At 48.6% G+C, this 20,771-nt stretch carries 24 protein-coding genes; all 24 read right to left on the bottom strand.

The window, feature by feature from the left end; genetic code table 11:
- Nucleotides 1–48 precede the first annotated feature (48 nt).
- Complete coding sequence (gene ylqF, locus AC0THY_RS13170; RefSeq protein ID WP_489991056.1) at nucleotides 49–897, bottom strand: ribosome biogenesis GTPase YlqF; 849 nt, start codon at nucleotides 895–897, stop codon at nucleotides 49–51.
- A gap of 12 nt (nucleotides 898–909) precedes the next feature.
- The gene (lepB, locus tag AC0THY_RS13165) at nucleotides 910–1,485 is read right to left on the bottom strand and encodes a signal peptidase I (protein WP_489991055.1); all 576 of its coding nucleotides are present in this window, start codon (nucleotides 1,483–1,485) and stop codon (nucleotides 910–912) included.
- Nucleotides 1,486–1,609: 124 nt separating this feature from the next.
- Nucleotides 1,610–1,957 carry a 50S ribosomal protein L19 gene (rplS, locus tag AC0THY_RS13160; protein ID WP_489991054.1) on the bottom strand — a complete coding sequence of 116 codons (348 nt, stop codon included), beginning with the start codon at nucleotides 1,955–1,957 and terminating at the stop codon, nucleotides 1,610–1,612.
- A gap of 123 nt (nucleotides 1,958–2,080) precedes the next feature.
- Nucleotides 2,081–3,526 carry an RICIN domain-containing protein gene (locus AC0THY_RS13155; protein ID WP_489991053.1) on the bottom strand — a complete coding sequence of 482 codons (1,446 nt, stop codon included), beginning with the start codon at nucleotides 3,524–3,526 and terminating at the stop codon, nucleotides 2,081–2,083.
- Nucleotides 3,527–3,546: 20 nt separating this feature from the next.
- Nucleotides 3,547–4,302, bottom strand: coding sequence for a tRNA (guanosine(37)-N1)-methyltransferase TrmD (gene trmD / locus AC0THY_RS13150; protein ID WP_489991052.1), 756 nt, complete (start codon nucleotides 4,300–4,302; stop codon nucleotides 3,547–3,549).
- Nucleotides 4,303–4,307: 5 nt separating this feature from the next.
- Nucleotides 4,308–4,814, bottom strand: a complete 507-nt coding sequence (gene rimM, locus AC0THY_RS13145; RefSeq protein ID WP_489991051.1) for a ribosome maturation factor RimM — start codon at nucleotides 4,812–4,814, stop codon at nucleotides 4,308–4,310.
- Between the two features lie 41 nt (nucleotides 4,815–4,855).
- A complete protein-coding gene (locus AC0THY_RS13140; RefSeq protein ID WP_489991050.1) occupies nucleotides 4,856–5,695 on the bottom strand; it encodes a C40 family peptidase in 840 nt (279 codons plus the stop codon).
- Between the two features lie 81 nt (nucleotides 5,696–5,776).
- Nucleotides 5,777–6,007 (bottom strand): KH domain-containing protein, encoded by a 231-nt coding sequence (locus AC0THY_RS13135; RefSeq protein ID WP_489991049.1) that lies wholly within the window; start codon nucleotides 6,005–6,007, stop codon nucleotides 5,777–5,779.
- Nucleotides 6,008–6,024: 17 nt separating this feature from the next.
- On the bottom strand, nucleotides 6,025–6,270 hold the full coding sequence (gene rpsP, locus AC0THY_RS13130; protein ID WP_120482192.1) for a 30S ribosomal protein S16: 246 nt from the start codon (nucleotides 6,268–6,270) through the stop codon (nucleotides 6,025–6,027).
- Between the two features lie 37 nt (nucleotides 6,271–6,307).
- Nucleotides 6,308–7,654, bottom strand: coding sequence for a signal recognition particle protein (gene ffh / locus AC0THY_RS13125; RefSeq protein ID WP_489991048.1), 1,347 nt, complete (start codon nucleotides 7,652–7,654; stop codon nucleotides 6,308–6,310).
- A 3-nt stretch (nucleotides 7,655–7,657) separates the two neighbouring features.
- Nucleotides 7,658–7,975, bottom strand: a complete 318-nt coding sequence (gene ylxM / locus AC0THY_RS13120) for a YlxM family DNA-binding protein (RefSeq protein ID WP_489991047.1) — start codon at nucleotides 7,973–7,975, stop codon at nucleotides 7,658–7,660.
- An 80-nt stretch (nucleotides 7,976–8,055) separates the two neighbouring features.
- Nucleotides 8,056–8,202: a hypothetical protein gene (locus tag AC0THY_RS13115; protein ID WP_489991046.1), complete on the bottom strand. Its 147-nt coding sequence runs from the start codon at nucleotides 8,200–8,202 to the stop codon at nucleotides 8,056–8,058.
- The gene (locus tag AC0THY_RS13110; RefSeq protein ID WP_489991045.1) at nucleotides 8,186–9,049 is read right to left on the bottom strand and encodes a phosphatidylserine decarboxylase; all 864 of its coding nucleotides are present in this window, start codon (nucleotides 9,047–9,049) and stop codon (nucleotides 8,186–8,188) included. The genes AC0THY_RS13115 and AC0THY_RS13110 overlap by 17 nt, the downstream gene beginning before the upstream one ends.
- A 9-nt stretch (nucleotides 9,050–9,058) precedes the next feature.
- Nucleotides 9,059–9,679, bottom strand: a complete 621-nt coding sequence (locus AC0THY_RS13105) for a CDP-alcohol phosphatidyltransferase family protein (protein WP_489991044.1) — start codon at nucleotides 9,677–9,679, stop codon at nucleotides 9,059–9,061.
- The gene (locus AC0THY_RS13100; protein ID WP_489991043.1) at nucleotides 9,673–10,755 is read right to left on the bottom strand and encodes a lysylphosphatidylglycerol synthase transmembrane domain-containing protein; all 1,083 of its coding nucleotides are present in this window, start codon (nucleotides 10,753–10,755) and stop codon (nucleotides 9,673–9,675) included. Before AC0THY_RS13100 ends, AC0THY_RS13105 begins: the two co-directional genes overlap by 7 nt.
- A gap of 54 nt (nucleotides 10,756–10,809) precedes the next feature.
- Nucleotides 10,810–11,508, bottom strand: a complete 699-nt coding sequence (locus AC0THY_RS13095; protein WP_489991042.1) for a phosphatase PAP2 family protein — start codon at nucleotides 11,506–11,508, stop codon at nucleotides 10,810–10,812.
- Nucleotides 11,509–11,518: 10 nt separating this feature from the next.
- A complete protein-coding gene (gene ilvA / locus AC0THY_RS13090; RefSeq protein WP_489991041.1) occupies nucleotides 11,519–12,730 on the bottom strand; it encodes a threonine ammonia-lyase in 1,212 nt (403 codons plus the stop codon).
- Between the two features lie 15 nt (nucleotides 12,731–12,745).
- Nucleotides 12,746–13,684: a signal recognition particle-docking protein FtsY gene (ftsY, locus tag AC0THY_RS13085; protein WP_489991040.1), complete on the bottom strand. Its 939-nt coding sequence runs from the start codon at nucleotides 13,682–13,684 to the stop codon at nucleotides 12,746–12,748.
- A 12-nt stretch (nucleotides 13,685–13,696) separates the two neighbouring features.
- The gene (gene smc, locus AC0THY_RS13080; protein WP_489991039.1) at nucleotides 13,697–17,254 is read right to left on the bottom strand and encodes a chromosome segregation protein SMC; all 3,558 of its coding nucleotides are present in this window, start codon (nucleotides 17,252–17,254) and stop codon (nucleotides 13,697–13,699) included.
- On the bottom strand, nucleotides 17,245–17,958 hold the full coding sequence (gene rnc, locus AC0THY_RS13075) for a ribonuclease III (RefSeq protein WP_489991038.1): 714 nt from the start codon (nucleotides 17,956–17,958) through the stop codon (nucleotides 17,245–17,247). Before rnc ends, smc begins: the two co-directional genes overlap by 10 nt.
- A 99-nt stretch (nucleotides 17,959–18,057) precedes the next feature.
- The gene (gene acpP, locus AC0THY_RS13070) at nucleotides 18,058–18,288 is read right to left on the bottom strand and encodes an acyl carrier protein (protein WP_489991037.1); all 231 of its coding nucleotides are present in this window, start codon (nucleotides 18,286–18,288) and stop codon (nucleotides 18,058–18,060) included.
- 148 nt (nucleotides 18,289–18,436) lie between these two features.
- Nucleotides 18,437–19,447, bottom strand: coding sequence for a phosphate acyltransferase PlsX (gene plsX, locus AC0THY_RS13065; RefSeq protein ID WP_489991036.1), 1,011 nt, complete (start codon nucleotides 19,445–19,447; stop codon nucleotides 18,437–18,439).
- 159 nt (nucleotides 19,448–19,606) lie between these two features.
- Nucleotides 19,607–19,786, bottom strand: a complete 180-nt coding sequence (rpmF, locus tag AC0THY_RS13060; protein ID WP_489991035.1) for a 50S ribosomal protein L32 — start codon at nucleotides 19,784–19,786, stop codon at nucleotides 19,607–19,609.
- Between the two features lie 3 nt (nucleotides 19,787–19,789).
- Nucleotides 19,790–20,317: a YceD family protein gene (locus AC0THY_RS13055; protein ID WP_489991034.1), complete on the bottom strand. Its 528-nt coding sequence runs from the start codon at nucleotides 20,315–20,317 to the stop codon at nucleotides 19,790–19,792.
- Nucleotides 20,318–20,771 lie beyond the last annotated feature (454 nt).

Raw genomic sequence — 20,771 nt, 5'->3', positions numbered from 1 at the left:
AAATCCTCGTAACTGTTCCGTATCCTTCCAGTTACAGTCAAAATACATTTACGCTTCATTCGGAAATTCCAAAGTAATTCTCCCCAGCTTGCCGCTTCGGAAATCCTCAACCACAATCCCTGCCGCCTTTGAATAATCCAGCTCATTCCCCTTCAATCGACAGGCGCGGTTTGCGGCAATCTCTCCCAAAATGTCCACAGAACCTGCATCCTCCCGGCACTCATACCGATTGCTGAGTATTCCGGGATAATACTGTATCAAAAACTCTATCAGACGTATTGCCAGCTCATCCACGTTGAGAATCTCATCTCTGATGGACCCGATCATGGCCAGTTTCATCCCCACGTTCTGATCTTCAAACTTAGGCCACAGGATACCCGGAGTATCCAAAAGCTCTACGCTCTTATTCAGCCGTATCCACTGCTTTCCCTTTGTAACGCCCGGCTTGTTTCCTGTCTTGGCACAAGCCTTCCCGGCGTAGGTGTTTATAAAGGTTGATTTTCCCACGTTGGGAATTCCCACCACCATAGCCCGCACCGGCCGGTTTTTAATCCCCCGTCTGCGGTCCCGCTCAATCTTTTCCCTGCAGGCCTCCTGAATCACCCCGCCAATGGCTTTGATTCCCGCTCCGCTTCTGGAATTGATCTTTACCACATAATACCCTTTTGCCTGGAACCACTCCTTCCAGGCTTCATTGTATTTTTCACTGGCCAGGTCGGATTTATTTAAAAGAATCAGCCGGGACTTATTTTTTCCCAGCTCATCGATGTCCGGATTGCGGCTGCTCAGAGGAATCCTGGCATCTACCAGCTCAATTACCAGATCGATCAGCTTAATGTCTTCCTGCATCATACGCTTTGCCTTCGTCATATGACCAGGATACCATTGATAATTCATAAGGTTTCCTTTCTATTTTACAAATCCCAAATGCTCACTGGGAGAAATCACAAACCAAACCTTGCCTTCAATATCGGAAAGCTGCACATTCCCCACATCCGCAAAACGGCTGTCCTCACTGTTGTTCCGATTGTCACCCAGTACAAAGTACTCTGTACTTCCCAGTGTAATGGGTTCCTCAGCCAGTCCGGCATTGTTCATGGGGGGATAGTCCTTTTTCTCCACATACCGTTCCCCGTTGATATAGATCATACCGTCTTTGATCTGAATCGTCTCCCCCGGCAACCCGAGTACACGCTTAATGTAGGAATGGCTGGCAGCGCTGCCTCCCGGTTTAAATGCAATAATATCTCCCCTTGCAGGCCCCTTCAGCTTGTAAGAAAGTTCATTGAGAAGTACCGTGTCCCCTCCTGACAGGGTGACATCCATAGATTGTCCAATATTGGTTCTGGTCTGTCCAAAGAAATACACTATGATATAGGCAAACAAGATCACTACAATGATCTGAAACGCCCACCCCAATATCATCTTAAAAGCATTTTTCTTCTCCCTCTCTCTGCGCTCTCTTCTCTTTCGTACTCTGCTCATAATGTCTACCTCACTCTTAATCTGGAACCGCAGTTCTTGAGCCTCCTGGAGGATATGAAATAGAATCCTACTTCCAGTAGAAAACAGGGACAATTACCTAAGTACTTGTCCCTGGTTCACTTCATTATTTTACTAACTCTTTTACCTTGGCTCTCTTACCAACGCGTCCTCTCAGGTAGTTCAGTTTCGCACGTCTTACTTTACCTCTTCTGACAACTTCAACTCTTTCCACTGACGGAGAGTGTAATGGCCAAGTCTTCTCAACGCCGATGCCGTTGGAATTCTTTCTAACGGTGAAGGTCTCTCTGGCGCCGCCGCCCTGTCTCTTCAATACCGTTCCCTCGAAAACCTGAATACGTTCGCGGTTTCCCTCTTTAATTTTAGCATATACCTTTACGGTATCACCAACTCTGAACTCAGGAACTTCTGCTTTTAACTGAGCATCTTCAATTTTTTTAATAATCTCGTTCATTGTGTGCCTCCTTATTTTCCCGGATGTTCTTAATACAGATCTGTAACAGAGGACCATCTCTTTTCTCACAACGGAAATAATTGTATCACGAGTCTATAAGAAATGCAAGCACTTTTTCCCCATCTAACGCCTGGAAAGCAGGTGGAAATATTCACAGTACATATATCCGCTCCTCAGTGTGGAGGCGGATACCCAATCCCCCTCTATGGTGGTGGGGCGTTTTCCGTACACTGCGGAATCCAGCACCAGATAAGACTGATCGGACGGCCTGTATGCGACAATAGCGATATAATGGCCCGGGACAAGGGCAATAGCCGTTCCGCCGCTCTGCAGGTGTTTCCTAACGCTGTTCAATGAATATACTTTCCCTTTGTGTTTGAAATGATACGTGGCGCCATATTTTTTCGCAAAATCTTTGTAAAGTGTATCCGCAGTTCCTTGGTTATAGAAATAATGGCCCCTGGACACCGAGAATTTGGCAATCTTTGTAGGGCTGATAAACTCACCGTTCATAGCATAGACAGCGTTGGTCAGCGCCATCACACCACAGCCCGAAGTAGAGATTGTCCTTCTGGAAGGCCCGTTCATGTACGTAGACCCTCCCCATTTGGGATCGTACTGTGAGAACACTGTGCTGCTCTCCTTGGTAGGTGTCTGGGGAACTTTTGTGATCTTCCACTGTTGAACCTTCAGCTTCTTCCACGCGCCTGCTTTTACATTGCCTGAGGCGTAGGTGAGACATCTTCCGCTCCCCTTGGCCCTTATGTAGAAATACCCGCCCGTTCTTTTCAATAGCCACATATGCTGGTTCCCCTCAGCAGTGGCGGGTAAACTTTTGTCGCACAGATTCCCCTCAGCCAGTTCCGGGCTTATGAAATAGTAATTGTTCCGGTAATGGGTAAGCATGAACTTCTGTGCAGATGACTTTTTGTTTTTTGTGAGCGCAAAGCTGTTGGTGTCCTTTTGGTAAGTCATCGCCAGAGCGCTGCTGTTCCTTGGGGAAATCGTGTAAGTTCCGTTGGCCAGATTCTGGGTGGTCGTATCCATGGACAGCCGGACCTGTGAGGTAAAGCTGCTCTTCTTCATCCACCCCAGACGGTATTTCCCCCCGGTATTGAAAATCACCTCCACCCAGCTCCCCTTCTCACTCACAGCGATTCCGCCTGAGTAGAGCATTACTTTTGTGTATGGTGCTCCCACTGCAGGCCGCTTGTAGATAGTGATAGGCGCGTTTGCAAAGGTAATCTGGTGTTTGTAATCCGGGTTGTACACAAAAGTCTTCAGGGGAATCCATCCTGTAAAGACCTCACCACCCTTTTCATAGACAACTTTTGCCGCATTTCCTGATATGCCCGAAACCTTACAGACCCGGTAGGACAGAGTATCTGCCTTTTGCTGCAGGCTGCTGTCACTGTAAACAGGGTAGGCTTTCTTGGCCCAGCCGTAACCGATCAGCGGTTTTGACTGGGAAAATGCGGGATACGCTGCGGATGATGCAAATGAACATGCCAACACCAGCAGACACACTGCTGCAAGTAAAATACCTGCTCGTTTCTTATTCCATTTCATATCTCACCTCTGTTGTTTCTCTACTTTTCTGTGTCCAGACCTTCCCGAAACAGCAGATACTCTTTTGCGATCTGCCTCTCCCTGGGCTCCAGAAGGGCATTGCAAAACAGGTCCGGTCTCCTCTGTGCCGTACGCCGAATGGATTGTTCCCTTCGCCAGCCCTCTATATTGGCATGATGACCAGACAGAAGTACAGGCGGAACCCGCCTCCCATTCCACTCCTCAGGCCGGCTGTACTGTGGGTATTCCAATAGATTGTCCTGAAAGGACTCAAATTGCGCAGATTCCTCATTGTTGAGCACATCCGGAACCATTCTGGATACCGCGTCAATCATGACCATGGCAGGCAGTTCTCCTCCGGTAAGCACATAGTCACCGATGGAGACATAGTCTGTCACCACCTCCTCCAGAACCCTCTCGTCAATCCCCTCATAATGTCCGCACAGAAAGACCAGCTCCTTCTCTTCTGCCAGCTCACGGGCCAGCGCCTGGTCAAACACTCTGCCCTGGGGGGTAAGATAGATCACCCTGGGGCGGTGTCCGATCTTTTGACAAACATCCTGGTAAGCTTTGTAGACCGGTGCGGCCTGCATGACCATCCCGGCGCCTCCACCGTATGGATAGTCATCTACCTTCATGTGTTTGTTTGTAGAATAATCTCGGATGTTGACGGCATTCAGCGTAATGGTGCCTTTCTCAATCGCTCTCCCTATGATACTGGTCCCCAACCCCTGTAGGATCATCTCCGGAAATAAAGTTAATACATGATAATTCATAGCCCCTATACAAGTCCTTTCAGCAGGTGAACCCGCATGGTTTGTTCTTCCAGATCCACGGACAGAATACACTGTCTGATAGCTGGAATCAGTATCTCCTGTCCCTCAGGCGTTTCCACCACATAGACATCATTGGCCCCTGTCTGAAGCACATCTTTGAGCGTGCCCAACTGTTTCCCCTCATCTGTGACAACGGTAAGACCCAGCAGGTCCGCAATAAAGTATTCATTTTCCTGAAGCTCCACCGCGTTCTCCCTGGAGACCAATAGACTTTTCTTTCTGTACTGCTCCACATCATTGATGCTGTCGTACCCCTTAAACTTGAGGATCACAAACTGCTTAAAAAATTTCACCTGCTCAATCTCTAGTTCCACCCGGTCTCTGCCGGTATCCAGAAACACATTTTTCAGGCTCTTAAATCTGGACGGATCATCCGTTGTGGGAAAGACTTTTACCTCTCCCTTGATTCCGTGAGTGTTTGTGATTACACCCACCTGCAGAAAATTCTCCATGTCTCATACTCCTGTCTTTTTGTACCCGGATGTATCCGGAATCAATATCCCCGCAAGCGCATGCATCTGACAATCTTCCGGTTCCCGTACTGTACCCGTTTGATGCACACACCCCCATTGGGATACCTCTCCCCATAGTGTCCAGAGGAATTGATCATCAAACCGCCGCCAATATAAATTCCTACATGGTCAATGGGTCCTGAGGTATCATATTTTAAATAAAACAGCAAATCCCCGGGCCTCATCCTGTTTAGCTGGCTCTTTGACAGTGTGCGGTTGGAACGGTTGTAAAACACCTCTCTGCACGCTGCCTGGAGAAAGTCCGTATGCGTTCCCAAGCCTCCTCGCCCGGCTGCCCTGTACACAGCCGCCACAAACTGGGCGCAGTCAATGCCCGATGTCAGTGATGCACCCGGCATCACAAAGGGCGTTCCCAGGTATTTAAATCCGATCTTTATGGCCCGGTCAATCACTCGGTTGTCAGAAAACTTTTTTGTGTACAGCGCTTTCAATTTTACCTGACTGGACAGTATATATCCCGTCTTATATCCGCTCTTAGTCTTAACGCTGTGCATGTACACTGGAATCCATGAAACCTTAGTACCTTTTTTCAGCTTGCTGGTGTTCACCACCAGGGCCCCGCCGTAATTTATCATCTGTGAATAGTAATTAGCTTTTGTGGACTTGCGTGTTCTCACCTTTATCCATTTTCTATTGGGATTGTAGGCAAAGACGGTGTATTTCTTCCCCAGCCCAATGTACTTGTCCACGTTTACCTTTTTCAGCTTTGCCGCACTTGCTGTCATGGGAGCCAGCATCATGACACATAATACAATAAGTGCGAGCATCCATCCTTTTTTTCTTTTCCTTGTCATATCCATAGCTCACCTCCTTTTGCCATTATATCAAAAAAAATCCCGTTGTGCACGAGATTTTTTCTAAATATTGCCTTGTAGGTATCACTACTGCAGAATATCCACAATAACCTTTTTGTCTTCCTTAGACGCTGCCGCCTTTACAACAGAACGGATAGCCTTCGCGATTCTGCCCTGCTTTCCGATCACCTTACCCATATCAGATGCCGCAACCTTGAGCTCCAGTACAATCGCTTTGCCGGTTTCTTTTTCCGTGACTGCAACCTCTTCCGGATGATCAACGAGTGACTTTGCAATTACTTCAACTAATTCCTTCATCGCGTCCACCCTCCGTCTTATTTTTCAATACCGGCTAATTTGAAGAGCTTACTAACAACTTCTGTAGGCTGAGCTCCGTTTGCCAGCCACTTCTTTGCCAATTCCTCGTTTACCTTGAATTCGCTGGGATCTGTGTTCGGATTGTAAGTACCGATTTCCTCGATACATTTACCATCTCTCGGAGATCTGGAATCAGCTACAACGATTCTATAGAAAGGAGCCTTTTTCTGTCCCATTCTTCTCAATCTGATCTTTACTGCCATTGTCTTTCACCTCCTTAAGGTTTGCTAATTTGATTTATTAAAAGGGCAGTTTTAATCTGCCTCTTTTACCACCTTTGCCTCCCATCATTCCCGGGAACTGCTTCATCATCTTACGGGCCTGCTCAAATTGCTTCACCAGCTTGTTGACTTCGCTGATATCCACGCCTGCACCTGCCGCGATCCGCTTTTTTCGGGAAGGATTTAAGAGATCCGGATTGGAGCGCTCTGTGGGTGTCATGGATAGGATCATGGCCTCAATCCGAGCCATCTTCTTCTCATCCATGGCAGACTCCAGGTCAGGCATCTTACTGCCCATACCCGGAAGCATACTCAACACGCTGGTCAGGCCTCCCATGTTCTTGATTTGACTCATACTATCCAGATAGTCGTCAAACCCGAACTGTGCCTTCTTCAGCTTCTGCTCCATGTTCTTGGCTTTTTCCTCATCAATGTTGGCCTGGGCTTTCTCAATCAGGCTCATCACATCGCCCATTCCGAGAATTCTGGAGGCCATGCGCTCCGGATAAAATTGTTCCAAATCCGAAAGCTTTTCACCCATACCTGCGTACAGAATCGGCTTCCCGCAGGTTGCCCGGATAGACAGCGCTGCTCCGCCTCTCGTGTCACCGTCCAGTTTAGTGAGGATCACTCCATCGATACCTATTTTTTTGTTAAACATGTCGGACACGTTTACCGCGTCCTGTCCGGTCATGGCATCCACGACCAAAATCGTCTGGTCCACCCGCACAGCTTCTTTGATATTCTGAAGCTCCTGCATCATGTCCTCATCAATGTGAAGACGTCCCGCTGTATCCAGAATCACCACATTAAGTCCATGATCCTCCGCGTGCCGGATGGCGCCCTTTGCGATATTCACAGGGTTCTGTTTATCACCCATGGAGAAAACCTCCACGCCCTGCTTCTCGCCATTTATCTGAAGCTGCTTGATAGCTGCCGGACGGTACACGTCGCAGGCTGCCAAAAGCGGCTTTCTGCCCTTTGCTTTCAGTTTCCCGGCAATCTTTGCCGTGGTGGTGGTCTTTCCGGCTCCCTGGAGTCCGGCCATCATAATCACAGTTATCTCATTTCCGGGACGCAGTGCAATCTCTGTTGTCTCAGATCCCATGAGCGATACCAGCTCCTCATTTACGATCTTGATAACCATCTGACCCGGATTCAGTCCGTTCATCACGTCCTGTCCCACTGCTCTCTCCTGAACCGCTTTTATGAACTGTTTTACAACCTTAAAGCTGACATCCGCCTCCAAAAGAGCCATCTTGACCTCTTTCAGCGCAGTCTTTACATCAGCCTCTGTCAGGCGTCCTTTGCTTCGCAGGCTTTTGAATACGTTCTGCAATTTATCCGATAAGCTTTCAAATGCCATGATTTACAACTCCTCCAATATCTTGTCCGCAATTGTCTTGATCTTCTCAGGCTCATCTGCCCTCTTCCGTATCTCCGTCACCTGTTCCCGGATTACCAGAAACTTCCGGACCAGATGCAGCTTTTCCTCATAGCCCTCAAGCGTCTTATTGCAGCGCTTGATCAGGTCATGAATCCCCTGGCGGCTGATACTGTGCTCCTGAGCTGCCTCTGTGTAGGACAGATCCCCAAAAACTACGTCCTCATAGACTTTCTTTTGGTGTTCTGTCAAAAGCTCACCGTAAAAATCAAACAGCAGTGTCTGTTCCACAAATTTTTCCATCTCTCACTCACCTCTGCTATCATATACGAAACTTTTTCCTTTGTCAAGTATTTTTTCTTGACATACTGTAGTTCATGTTATTATGTCGCTACAGTTCTTCTTTTCATCTTACAGCAGGCATTTACTCCCCTGCTGCTTTTTCCTTCCCTTTTTTCCCTCTTCTCACCACAGTAAAACCTCATCATTGCCCCATGGCTTAATTTTAAGTTGTCATCTTCCAGTTGCAATCCATTCTCCCATGGAGATCAAGGTCTCGCAGCCATCCCTGGTATTGTTAAGCAGCTCCTCCCTGAGATTTACCCTCCCCTTCTCCAGCAGAAGCACGATCGTGGAACCTCCGAACTCAAATTTGCCCTTTTCCTGGCCTTTTCTCACCTCTGCACTCTGATGGTAATTGCAGATACGCCCCACCATCAGTGCGCCCACCTCCATCTGCAGTACATCCCCGAAGGCCTCTGTGCGCAGGATCGTATACTCTCTTGCGTTCTCTTTATATACAGGCAGCACAGCGCAGGCCACAGGGTTTACTGTGTGCAGAACTCCGGGAATAAAACGGTTTCTTCCCTTTCTGCCGGAGGCCGGGTAGCAGTATCTGTGGTAATTGTCCACCGTCAGGCGTATGACCACCGCATACCCTCCGCGGTACTTTTCCGCCAGTTTCCTGCTCCTTGTGAGAGATTCCAGCGTATACTGTGTATGCTTAATCCAAAAGGAGGTGCCCTCTTTCAAATCATAGGCGCTCACCTTTCCATCCGAAGGACTGACCAGATGGGACTCATCATAGTCAATCATTCTCGCCTCGGGCTTGATCTCTCTGGTAAAAAAATCGTTATATGAGCTATACTTTCTGGACACATAAGGACTCATGTCCAGATGGTTCACCCTAATGAAAGGAGAAATCAGCCCCCTGGAAAGCCGGGTATCCAAAAAAGCCCCGGCTGCCCTGGAAAATACCGGGTTCACCAGAGGCCGCAGCATAGCCCTTCCCCATACGCTGGTATACAATTTGCGCAGGAACTTGTCCTGCGCATTTTCTTCAATATACATTTCTCCATTTAAATCTCTATAGTTCATATGGCCTCCTTAATACAGGTGAAGCAGTTTCCCCAAAATGATCACACCTGCAATAATAATCACCGTCATCAGCTTATTCCCCGGCTTGAACACTTTGATATTGCTCACAAACAGGATCGCCACTCCAATCATCACGCCAATGAGAACTCTCAGATATATCATCTGGCCAAATAACGGTCTGAGCAGGTACACAATCGGAAAGATAATCGCTATGGAGGTCACAGGCAGACCCTGGTAGTACTTTCGCACCTCCGTGGTGGATTCCTGGCGCTTCTCCTCCATTACATTGAAGTATCCCAGGCGGATCACCGCCGCCAGCACATACAGGCACATGGCCAGAGTACCAAAGAATCCCCGAAGCCCCAGACCATAACCCAGGAATGCAGGAAAAGCTCCAAAGCAAAACAGATCGCAAAGCGAGTCTATCTGAATACCAAATTTCTTCTCATCCTCTGTGCGGTCCATGGTCCTTGCTATCTTTCCATCCAGCATATCACAGATACCGGAGACCACAAGACAGGCGATGGCTGTGGCAAAGTGACCGTCCAGTGCCTCTGTCATGCCATACACGGAGCTGATCAGCCCCATGTATGTAAGGACTACCGTATAATTATAAAAACCTATTAGCATACTTCTTTTTCTCCCTCGTTTTCGTTGGCCCTTTGCTCCCGCCTAGCCGCCCGGCGGGTTATGCTGATATGGGCATAAACCGTTACCAGTGCGCTGATGATCAGCAACGCATAGTAACTGATACCGCGGCTCAAAAGCATTCCTGACAATACCAGTCCCTGGCCGAAGATTGGCCTGAAGATTGACAAAAACAGCGCCTCGCTGGCTCCGATGCCGCCCGGCAGAGGCAGCATGTCCACCGCAATGGATATGGTCGCCTGCAGGGTTACAATCTCAAAAGCCGAGAATTGGTGAAGCCCAAACGCCCGATACACAATGTATGTTGCAAAAAACAGACAGAACCGCTGAAAAATAGAAATCAGCAGCACATTGAATACCACAAGCTTGTGATCTCTGAAATAGTAGGCGGACTCTTTATACTTATCCATGGATCTGGACAGCTTCTGCGTGCGCTCCTCCCTGTGCTTCATCAAATGGCATTTTTCCAGCAGGGCAAGTCCCACATGCATCAGCTTTTTGGTCAGCTTCGGCTTAAAGATCAGAATAAACATCAACAGCACACAGCCTACATTTAAAGCGATCCCCAGGTAAAACCAGAATCTTGTATCCTGCAGATACCGGTGCACCAGAGGCCGGTAAAAAAAGATCAGTAAAAGGCCGACCAGAACCAGTACAAATTTATACGTGATGGTCACAATCATCAGCACTAAGGTAGAGACCGGTATTTCGACCTTATCCTTTTTCATATAGTAAATCTGTGCCGGCTGTCCCCCGGTTGCCGACGGGGTGATACAGCTGAAAAAGAACCCGATAAAGCTGTACTTGATACAGTTGTGCAGGGGTATCCTCTTTTTCAGTGAGCGCATCATGTAATAGATGATCACAGACTCACTGCAAACAAACACAATCACCAGTGCCAGTCCCAACAGAAGATACCCCTTCTTGGCCATCAGTACTGTGTTCCAGATGTCCTCCAGTTCCTCCCCCTTCAGCAGATTGTAAAAGGTAAGCACCAGCAGAACCACCAGAAACAATACCTGAAATATATTTTTTTTGTTTTTCTTTATAAACTCCACATCCGTTTTCTCCCGCCCTACAGTGCCCCTCGGCACTGCATACTCATATTTTCATCACAATTTTATCAATATTCGCTCCAGCTTACAATTAATATTTTCAAAAACTTTCTTAATTATTTTATAATACGAATACCGATTGCTCAGCCACCAGGCAATTTCTGCCAAAAATACACCTCCAATGGCATCCACAATGTAGTGCTGCTTTGTGAATTGTGTGGAAGCTATCACAGCGAGAGCGAAAATGCAGGAGAAGATCCGGTACCACCGGGGTATCTCCCTGCGCCCCCGGATGGCTATAAAGCAAAACCAGCTTACCAGACAGTGAATGGACGGAAATAAGTTTACCGGCTGGTCCGCTGTGTAGAGCCAGCGCACCAGGTCCTGTGCAGCTCCGCTTCCCACCACCTCCGGACGGATGTTGGTGGTTGGCAGCAGCACAAAGAAGATCAGACACACCACCCTGGAGGACAGGTCCGCAGCTGCGAATCGGTAGAACCGCTCCTTTCCAAACCTGGCTGACATGATGTAGTTTACAATCCAGAACAGATAACACACCAGATAAATGTAAACCCACTGCGGGACAAATGGAACTGCCCGGTCAAATTCCAGGGTAAAATCATAGTGATACAGGTTACCGCACAGGTACATGGTGGTCCAATAAATTATGGAGTTGAAGGCAAACATGGTAATCAACGGAATAATAGAGTAGAACTTCACCCAGGGGTCCAGGCGTCTTTTTATCCACTGGTACATTACAATCACCTTAGAGATTGGGACGGACCAGCTTGGGATTGTAGCCGTGCTCTTTCAGCGCATCCACAATACGGTTTTTGTGCTCCGTTCCAAACGCCTCCAGGGTAATCTTCAGCTCTACCGCCGCACTCCGGTTGGTGCTTACAAACTGGTTGTGGTCCAGCTTCACGATATTCCCCTGCTCATTGGCAATCACAGTTGCTACCCTCACCAGCTCCCCGGCCTTATCAGGCAGAAGCACGGACACGGTGAAGATACGGTCCCTCTGTATCAGTCCCAGCTGCACAACCGATGACATGGTAATCACATCCATGTTTCCTCCGCTTAGGATTGATACGATTTTCTTCCCCTTTACATCCATATGTTTAAGGGCAGCCACAGTCAAAAGTCCGGAGTTTTCTACGATCATCTTATGGTTCTCCACCATATCCAGGAAAGCCACAATCAGCTCATCGTCATCCACTGTGAGAATGCCGTCCAGGTTCTGCTGCAGATAGGGGAATATCTTCTCCCCGGGGGTCTTCACTGCGGTTCCATCCGCGATGGTGTTGACATGATCCAGAGTGAGCACTTCCCCCGACTTGATGGACTCCTGCATACAGTTGGCTCCCGCCGGCTCCACACCGATCACCTTAATATTGGGGTTCAAAAGCTTGGCCAGGGTGGAAACGCCCGTTGCCAGTCCTCCCCCTCCCACGGGAACCAGTATGTAATCTACCAATGGCAATTCTTTTACAATCTCCATGGCAATCGTTCCCTGACCGGTAGCTACCGCCAGGTCATCAAAGGGATGGATGAAGGTATACCCCTCCTTCTCTGCCAACTCATAGGCATGGTCACAGGCTTCATCGTACACATCCCCATAGAGCACCACCTCAGCGCCATAGCTCTTCGTACGGTTTACCTTGATCAGAGGAGTGGTCGTAGGCATCACGATCACTGCCTTGGCCCCAAAAGCCTTGGCCGCGTAGGCCACACCCTGGGCATGATTGCCGGCAGAAGCAGTGATCAGCCCCTTGGCGCGCTCCTCATCCGTCAGAGTGCTGATCTTGTAGTAAGCTCCCCTGACCTTGTAGGCTCCAGTCAACTGCATATTTTCAGGTTTCAGAAAGACCTTGTTCCCGGTCTGCTCGCTAAAATACTTGCTGTAAACCAGTTTTGTCTCCTGTGTGACCTGCTTGACTATCTCCGAAGCTTCCTCAAATTTTTCCAGTGTTAACATCTTATCTTCCTCCAATTATTCCGTATCCTGCTGTACGTCAAAAAGTGCGTTTACAAACTGGTCCGCGTCAAATTTCTGCAGATCGTCAATACTCTCCCCCACGCCGATATACTTCACCGGGATTCCCAGCTCTGAGTGGATCGCCACGGCGATTCCTCCCTTGGCCGTACCGTCCAGCTTGGTGAGAATGATACCAGTGATATCCGCCACATCACTGAACTCTCTGGCCTGGGCCAGGGCATTCTGCCCCGTGGTGCCGTCCAGGACCACCAATGTCTCCCGATAAGCCTCAGGATACTCTCTCTCAATCACCCGGTTAATCTTTCCCAGCTCTGACATCAAATTCTTCTTATTGTGCAGGCGGCCTGCTGTGTCACAGAGCAGCACATCCGCACTGCGGGCTTTGGCAGCCGCAATGGCATCGTAGACCACAGCCGCGGGGTCTGATCCCTCCTGTCCGGAGATGATATCTACCCCTGCCCTGTTTGCCCACTCGCTAAGCTGTTCCCCCGCTGCGGCGCGGAAGGTATCCGCTGCGGCCAGCACCACCTTTTTTCCCTGGTCTTTCAGTTTGCCGGCCAATTTCCCCACGCTTGTGGTCTTTCCCACTCCGTTCACTCCTATTACCAGCACAACAGACTGCCTCTTCTCAAACTCGTAAGCCGTCTCTCCAACGTTCATCTGCTCTTTAATGCTGTCAATCAGAAGCTGTTTGCACCGGGCAGGCTCTTTGATTCTCTGTTCCTTAACCTTACCCTTCAAATCCTCTATGATTGCCGTTGTGGCATTGATGCCCAAATCTCCCATGACCAGAATCTCTTCGATCTCCTCATAAAAATCCTCATCTATACTGGAAAAACCGCTAAAAATCGAATCAATTCCGGAAACGATGTTGGCTCTCGTCTTAGAAAGCCCTTCCACCAGACGTTTAAAAAACCCTTTTTTTTCTTCCATATTTCTCCTCCATCACTCCAAATCATCCTCCAGCAGGTTTACGGAAACCAGAGCGGAGACTCCCTTCTCCTGCATGGTAATGCCGTAAAGCCTGTCTGCCGCTGCCATTGTGCCGCGTCTATGAGTAATAATAATAAACTGTGTATTCTTTGTCAACTTTTTCAGGTATCCGGCATACCGGGAAACATTGGATTCATCCAGCGCAGCCTCAATCTCATCCAGCAGGCAGAAGGGGGAAGGCTTCAGATTCTGTATGGCAAACAGAAGCGCTATGGCTGTCAAAGCCTTTTCCCCACCGGACAACTGCATCATATTCTGCAGCTTTTTCCCCGGGGGCTGGGAGATAATGCGGATGCCAGCCTCCAGGATATCCTCGTCCTCCACCAGCTCCAGGCTGCCCCTGCCGCCCCCGAAGAGCTGCTTAAACGCCTTGTCAAACTCCGTCTGAATCAGTGCAAACCGCTCCTGAAACTGTGCGCGCATGCCAGCGTCCAGTTCCTCGATCACTTCCATCAGGGCCTCCTCCGCAGCGATGAGATCATCATGCTGCTCCGCCAAAAAGCTGTGACGCTGGGAGAGCTCCTTGAAGTCCTCGATTGCGTTTACATTGACGCTTCCCAATGACCTGATCTCCCCCTTTAATGACTGAATCGCCTTTTTCAGTTGGGCCGCATTGTCAAGGGAAGCATCCCTCAGCCCTGCTGCCGCTGCAGGGGTTAGCTCATACTCCTCCCACATATAGTTGATCTGAGTCTCTTTTGCCTCCTCAAGCTTCTCTCTCTGGGCATTTAGCCTGAAATTCTCTTTGTCCAGGATACTGATCTTTTCGGAAAGCTCTTCCCTTTTTGCAAAAAAGGATTTGTGGGAGAGGTTTAATGCCTCCTTTTGCTCTGCCAAACCCTCCATCTCATCTCTGGCCTGCTCCTCCTGCAGGGCCGCCGCCTCAATGGTCTGCTGAATCTGTGCAATATCTCTTTGTTTTTTCTCTATATCTGCTGTGCTCTCACCGATACCGGCCTGCACCTTGCCCCTCTCCTCTGAGAGCATCCGCTGTTCTCCCCGGATTCGCTCCAGATTTTGGCGCACAAAATCTGCCTGCTGCTTTACCTGGGCCAGCTTCAGGTGAATCTTTTCGGAATGTGCGCTGTGCTCCTCCTGAATACGGCGCTCCTCCTCCTGTTTGCCCTGCAGGTCTGCGATTTGCTCCTCCAGCTCTCTTTCCCGGAGCATGGATTCCTCCAGCTCTTTTTGGATCTCCCCCTGCTCCTCCCGGATTTGGACTACCTGGCCTTCGATGTCCGCAGACTCCCGCTTTAGCTGTGCGTAGCCCTTCTGTGTCTCTGTCTGCCTGCTCTCCAACTGGCTGATTTCCATCTTTGCAGTGTTTTGGAGCAGATACTGCTCCTGCAGCTTCCCATTTAATTCTACAATCCGGGCGCGCAGTTTATTCCGCTTATCTCTATTTTCATCTATAGCCTGCCTAAGCTCTTCCAGATCTTTTTTCAGGAGGATCACGCTCTCAGAGAGTTCCTCCATCTCCCGCCTCCTTCCAAGCAGGTTGCTGCTGTTCTTAAAGGCACCTCCTGTCATGGAACCACCAGGACTTAAAGACTCTCCCTCCAGGGTGACTATACGCAGGGAATGCTGGTATTTCCTGGCCAATGCAATGGCGTGATCAATATTGTCCGTCACTACCGTTCTGCCCAGAAGATATTTAATCAGCCCCTCGTACTTGGGCTCTGCCTTTACCAGGGTGCTGGCAAGTCCAAGCACGCCTTCCTCCTTTAGTGACATGTCATTATGAAAACTGTTTTTATTCCCTATACTTGTCAAGGGCAGGAAGGTAGCCCGCCCAAATTTATTTTTCTTCAGAAATTCAATCATTCTCTTTGCAGTACTCTCATCTTCTGTCACAATATTCTGTATACTGCCTCCCAGGGCTGTCTCCACTGCCGTCTCGTAGGTCTTCTCCACCTTAATCAGATCTGCAACCACACCTAAAAGCCCTGGCTCCCTTGTCTTTTGTTCCATGACTCTGCGGATACTGTTTCCGTAACCATCATACCTCTCAGTGATATTCTTTAAAGACTCCAGACGCGATGCTTCCCTGTGATAGGCCGCCTGCCCGGTCTCCACCTTTTTGTTCTGCTCAATCAGTATTTGCTGAAGCTGTCCCACTTTTTCCTCATAGCCTCTGCTCTCTGACAAGAGCGTCTCAATATCCCCACAGATCTCCCCATAACGCGCCTTCTTATCTGTCAGGTGATCTCCCTGTTCCGATTCCTGGCTCTTCAGCTTCAGCACCCTCTGGCTGAGCTGGGCTTTTCGAATGTTGATCTGTTCCAGCATGGTATCGTAGCGCTGCAGTTTGGCTTTTGTGGAAGCCCGTTGGTTTAGGAGGCGGATGATCTCATTTTTTCCGCCCTCAATCTCTGTCTCCAGGTGGGAAAGACTTGCCGTCAGCGCATCTGCCTCCAGCTTGGAGTCCTCTTCCTCCTCCTGAACCTGACTCAGCTGTTCCTTTAATAGTGCCAGATCTGCTTCTTCCTTTTTTCCCTGCTCCTCTTTCCCAGCCAGATCGCGCTCAATGACCTGGATACGGTTCTGCAGATGCTCGTCATTTAACCGGGCTGTGTTAATCTGCTCCCGCAACACATTGACCTGACCCTCCAACTGCTGTTTTAAAAGCTGGTTCTTTGTGGACCGCTCCTTTTCTCCTGCAATCCGGGCATCCAAAGCCTCAATGTCTTCCTCCAGCTTCTCATACTCTGCCTTTGTGTTTTCATAGGCGGATTTCGTCTCCCGGATCTCCTCTTCTGACACAGAGAGCTTTTCCTCCGCTTCCGAGAGCTGTGATTTTATCCGCTCCATCTCCATCAGGAACATATTCACATCACAGGTCTTCAGCTCTTCCTTTTTCTTCAGGTAAACCCTGGCCGTCTCTGCCTGGCGCTCTAAAGGCCCCAGTTGCTTGGTAAGTTCGCTGAGGATATCATTGACGCGCACCAGGTTCTGCCGTTCATCCTCCAGCTTTTTCTGGGCCGCATATTTTCTGCGCTTGAATTTTACGATTCCTACCGCTTCGTCAAAGAGCTCCCTGCGTTCCTCCGGCTTGCCGCTTAAGATTTTGTCAATTTGGCCCTGACCAATGATCGAATATCCCTCTTTTCCGATTCCCGTATCGTAAAACAGTTCGTTGACATCCTTCAGCCGGCAGGCCGTCCCATTGATCAGATACTCACTTTCCCCTGAGCGATACACTCTCCTGGCCACAGTCACTTCCTCGTAGTCAATGGGAAGCTGATGGTCGGAGTTGTCCAGGGTAATGGCCACGTGGGCGTAACCCAGAGGCTTTCTGTTTTCCGTCCCGGAAAAAATGACATCCTGCATGTTGGCCCCTCTAAGCTGCTTGGCCCTCTGCTCTCCCAAAACCCAGCGCACCGCATCCGCCACATTGCTCTTTCCACTCCCATTTGGCCCCACAATTCCGGTGATGCCATTGTGAAACTGAAAAACGATTTTATTGGCAAAGGATTTGAATCCCTGCACTTCAATGCTCTTTAAATACATGTCTCTTCTGTCTTCCCTTTCAGCTTTATGATGGCGCGGTAGGCCGCTTCCTGCTCCGCAGACTTTTTGGTTCTGCCGATACCATGGCCCTCTGTCTTATCCCCCACCAGCACATCCACCAGGAATTTTTTGTCGTGGTCAGGTCCCTCCTCGCCTACCAGCTGGTAGGTAATCTCCTCACCCTTGAAATCTCTCTGTACGATCTCCTGCAAAATAGTCTTGCTATCATAAAAGAGCTTCTTGTGCTCAATATCCGTCAGTATAAACTTATGCACAAACTCTTTTGCACTAGCAAAACCACCGTCGAGATAGATGGCGCCGATCAGCGCTTCCATTGCGTCGGAAACGATGGAATCCCTTCCTCTGCCCCCTGTGCGCTCTTCCCCTCGTCCAAGGTATAGAAACTGTCCCAGCTCTAGTTCCCTTGTACACAGAGCCAGCGTGGGCTCACAGACGATGCTTGCCCTTAGCTTTGTCAAATCTCCCTCCGGCAGGGTCGGATATTCGTGAAACAAAAACTCACTGCTGATGATCTCCAGCACCGCATCCCCCAAAAATTCCAGCCGCTCATTGTCTTTAAACCCTTCCCCCCTGTGCTCATTGGCATAGGAACTGTGGGTCATGGCCTGCCGAAACAGGGAGAAGTCCTGGAAACAGTATCCAATCTTATCTTCCAATTTCCTTAAGTCAAATTTCTTGTCCATCCGTGCCTCCTTTTTCGTATTGTCTTCCTTATAGATTGTAGAAAGGGTGCTGCACTGCAACACCCTACATTGTCTAATCTCGTATTCGTTTCATGCTTTCTAGTTTAATGCTTTTTTAATCTGCTCCACTGCGTCCCCTACGGAAACAATTTTTTCAGCCTCTTCATTTGGAATTTCGATATCAAACTCTTCCTCAATCCCCATGATAATCTGGAATACATCCAGGGAGTCCGCTCCCAGGTCATCAATGAATGTGGTATCCATGGTGATCTCTTCCTCGTCTACGTTTAATACCTCAGCGATAATTTTCTGTAATTTCTCAAATTCCATAATGTTCAATCCTCTCCATCGTTATTTTTTAGGTAACTGTTCAGTACCTTCACAGTTACATGCAAAAATCCATTTAAAATCACCTTCGGTGATGGGATTTTGCACTCCTGAATCATTTACTCACGGTCTGCGCAGACCTGCTGAATAGTTACTGTTTTAGAATAATATTCTCTTTTATTTTTTCGTTGATCTTCTGCTGTTTAAACTGGACACACTGAATGATGGAGTTTTTGATCTCCACCGCATTGGAGCTGCCGTGTGATTTTACCACCAGGCCGTTGAGTCCCAGCAGAGGAGCGCCTCCGTACTGGCTGGCGTCAAAGGACTTTAAGGTCTCTTTCAGTGCGGGCTTCACCAGAAGCGCACCGATCTTGCTCCGAAGAGACGTCATCATCCCGCTCTTCACTTTACTGATGAGGGTAGCCCCTACTCCCTCATAGAGCTTCAGGATCACATTTCCCACAAAGGCCTCACTGACCACCACGTCACAGACGCCCTGAGGAATATCCCTGGCCTCCACGCTTCCGATGAAGCGGATGCCTGTGCACTCTTTCAGCAGCGGAAATGTCTCCTTCACCAGCGCATTTCCCTTTTCCTCTTCTGCACCGATGTTTACAATACCCACACGGGGGTTTTTGACTCCCACCACATTTTCCATGTAGATGGAACCCAGTTGAGCAAACTGTACCAGATGGGAAGGTCTGGCGTCTACATTTGCCCCGCAGTCAATTAGCAGCGCTACCCCATCCTTTGTGGGAATCAACGGCGCCAATGGCGGCCTTTCAATCCCCTTAATACGGCCCACAATCAGCTGCCCACCCACCAGGATGGCGCCTGTACTTCCTGCGGACACAAAGGCATCTGCTTCCTTTTTCTTGACCATATTCATCCCGACTACGATGGATGAATCCTTTTTTCTGCGAATGGCCATAACCGGCGGCTCTGCTGTCTCAATCACTTCCTCAGCATTTACTGCCTGTATACGGTCTTTTGGAAAGGTATACTTTTGCAGCTCATTCTCTACAGCCTCTTTTTTTCCGGTAAGATATACGAAGATATCCTCCCTGGAGTTGACTGCCTCGACTGCGCCTTTCACGATTTCTGCAGGTGCGTTGTCTCCACCCATGGCATCGACTACCACCTTAACTAAGTCCTGCATAATCTTTCCTCCTATACCTATACATAATATACTAGACATCATTATAAAAATCAATATCTATTTTACTGTCAAATCTGCTAAAAACAAAAGTCCAAAATTGGCCCTGAATGTAAAAATAGGACCTTCTGATTCAGAAAGTCCTACATTTCACATCTGCCGTTAGTCAACAGATACAATCTCTTTTTTATTGTATGTGCCACAGTTCTTGCACACTCTGTGGGACATCATCAGCTCTCCGCATTTGCTGCACTTAACTAAGTTGGGAGCGCTCATCTTCCAGTTTGCTCTTCTCTTATCTCTTCTTGCCTTGGAAGATTTATTTTTTGGACAGATTGACATGGTTTACACCTCCTTAAATTTGCTAAAGATATCACGGATTTTGGCCATTCTTGGATCTAAATCTGTGCTATCACAGTCGCAAGTCTGTAGGTTTAAATTGACGCCACAGACACTGCAGAGTCCTTTACAGTCCTCCCTGCACAGCACCTTCACCGGCCAATTCAGCAATATTTCACCATAGACAAGCTTATCCACATCCAGGTTATATCCATCTATATAGTTTTGCTCATCCAATGCCTCAATCTTGTCAGATGCCGTGAGCTTCATGTCCGCCTCTTTTTCAAACTCGATGGACAGCTCTGTGTTTACATCCTCCAGGCACCGGCTGCACGGAATCAGAACAACCAGTTCCATCTTCCCTGCTATCTGCAACACCTGATCTCCCTTGTTCTTAATCCGCAGGGAAACCGGAGACTTGCTTATGATAGGAAATTTGTCCGAATCCAAACAAAACTGTTCTGGCTCGTACACTACTTCTGTCTGTATTACCTTTCCCTCGTTTTTTGTAATCTGAGTCAAGTCAATAAGCATAAAGGATCTCCTATTCACACCTAAATTATTATACATATGCTGTAAGTTTTTGTCAACATCTATTTTCGAATTTATACAGAAAGTAGTAACACACATTACTATTCACAGCCACTGTTCCGCGAGGTGTTTTTATGCGCTTGCGCATGAAAATCCCGAGGCAGCCAGCGCGATATGGGGCACAATACCCCATATCTGTGCATCGCGGAGCGTGTTGCTGTTCACAGAACTGCGTTTTTTGCAGGGCTGTGAATAGTAACAACACACAAACCTAGCCGTTCAGATGGAGAAGGGCTGTACGTAGGTTTCCAACCGGACTCTCCCGGGCGTTGGCGTCTCCCGCCTATGGGAAACAGCTTCCTTCGGCGCAGGGCTATGTTTCGGGGACAATTGGCGTGCGTTTTTAATGTAGATGAAATCCTCTGCTTACAAAAACTTAGACGCGAAGGCTTTCCTG

This window comes from Ruminococcus sp. 8Y-12, assembly GCF_058119865.1.
The sequence above is the reverse complement of the archived record's forward strand: the minus strand, read 5'-3'. Positions and strand labels throughout refer to the sequence as shown.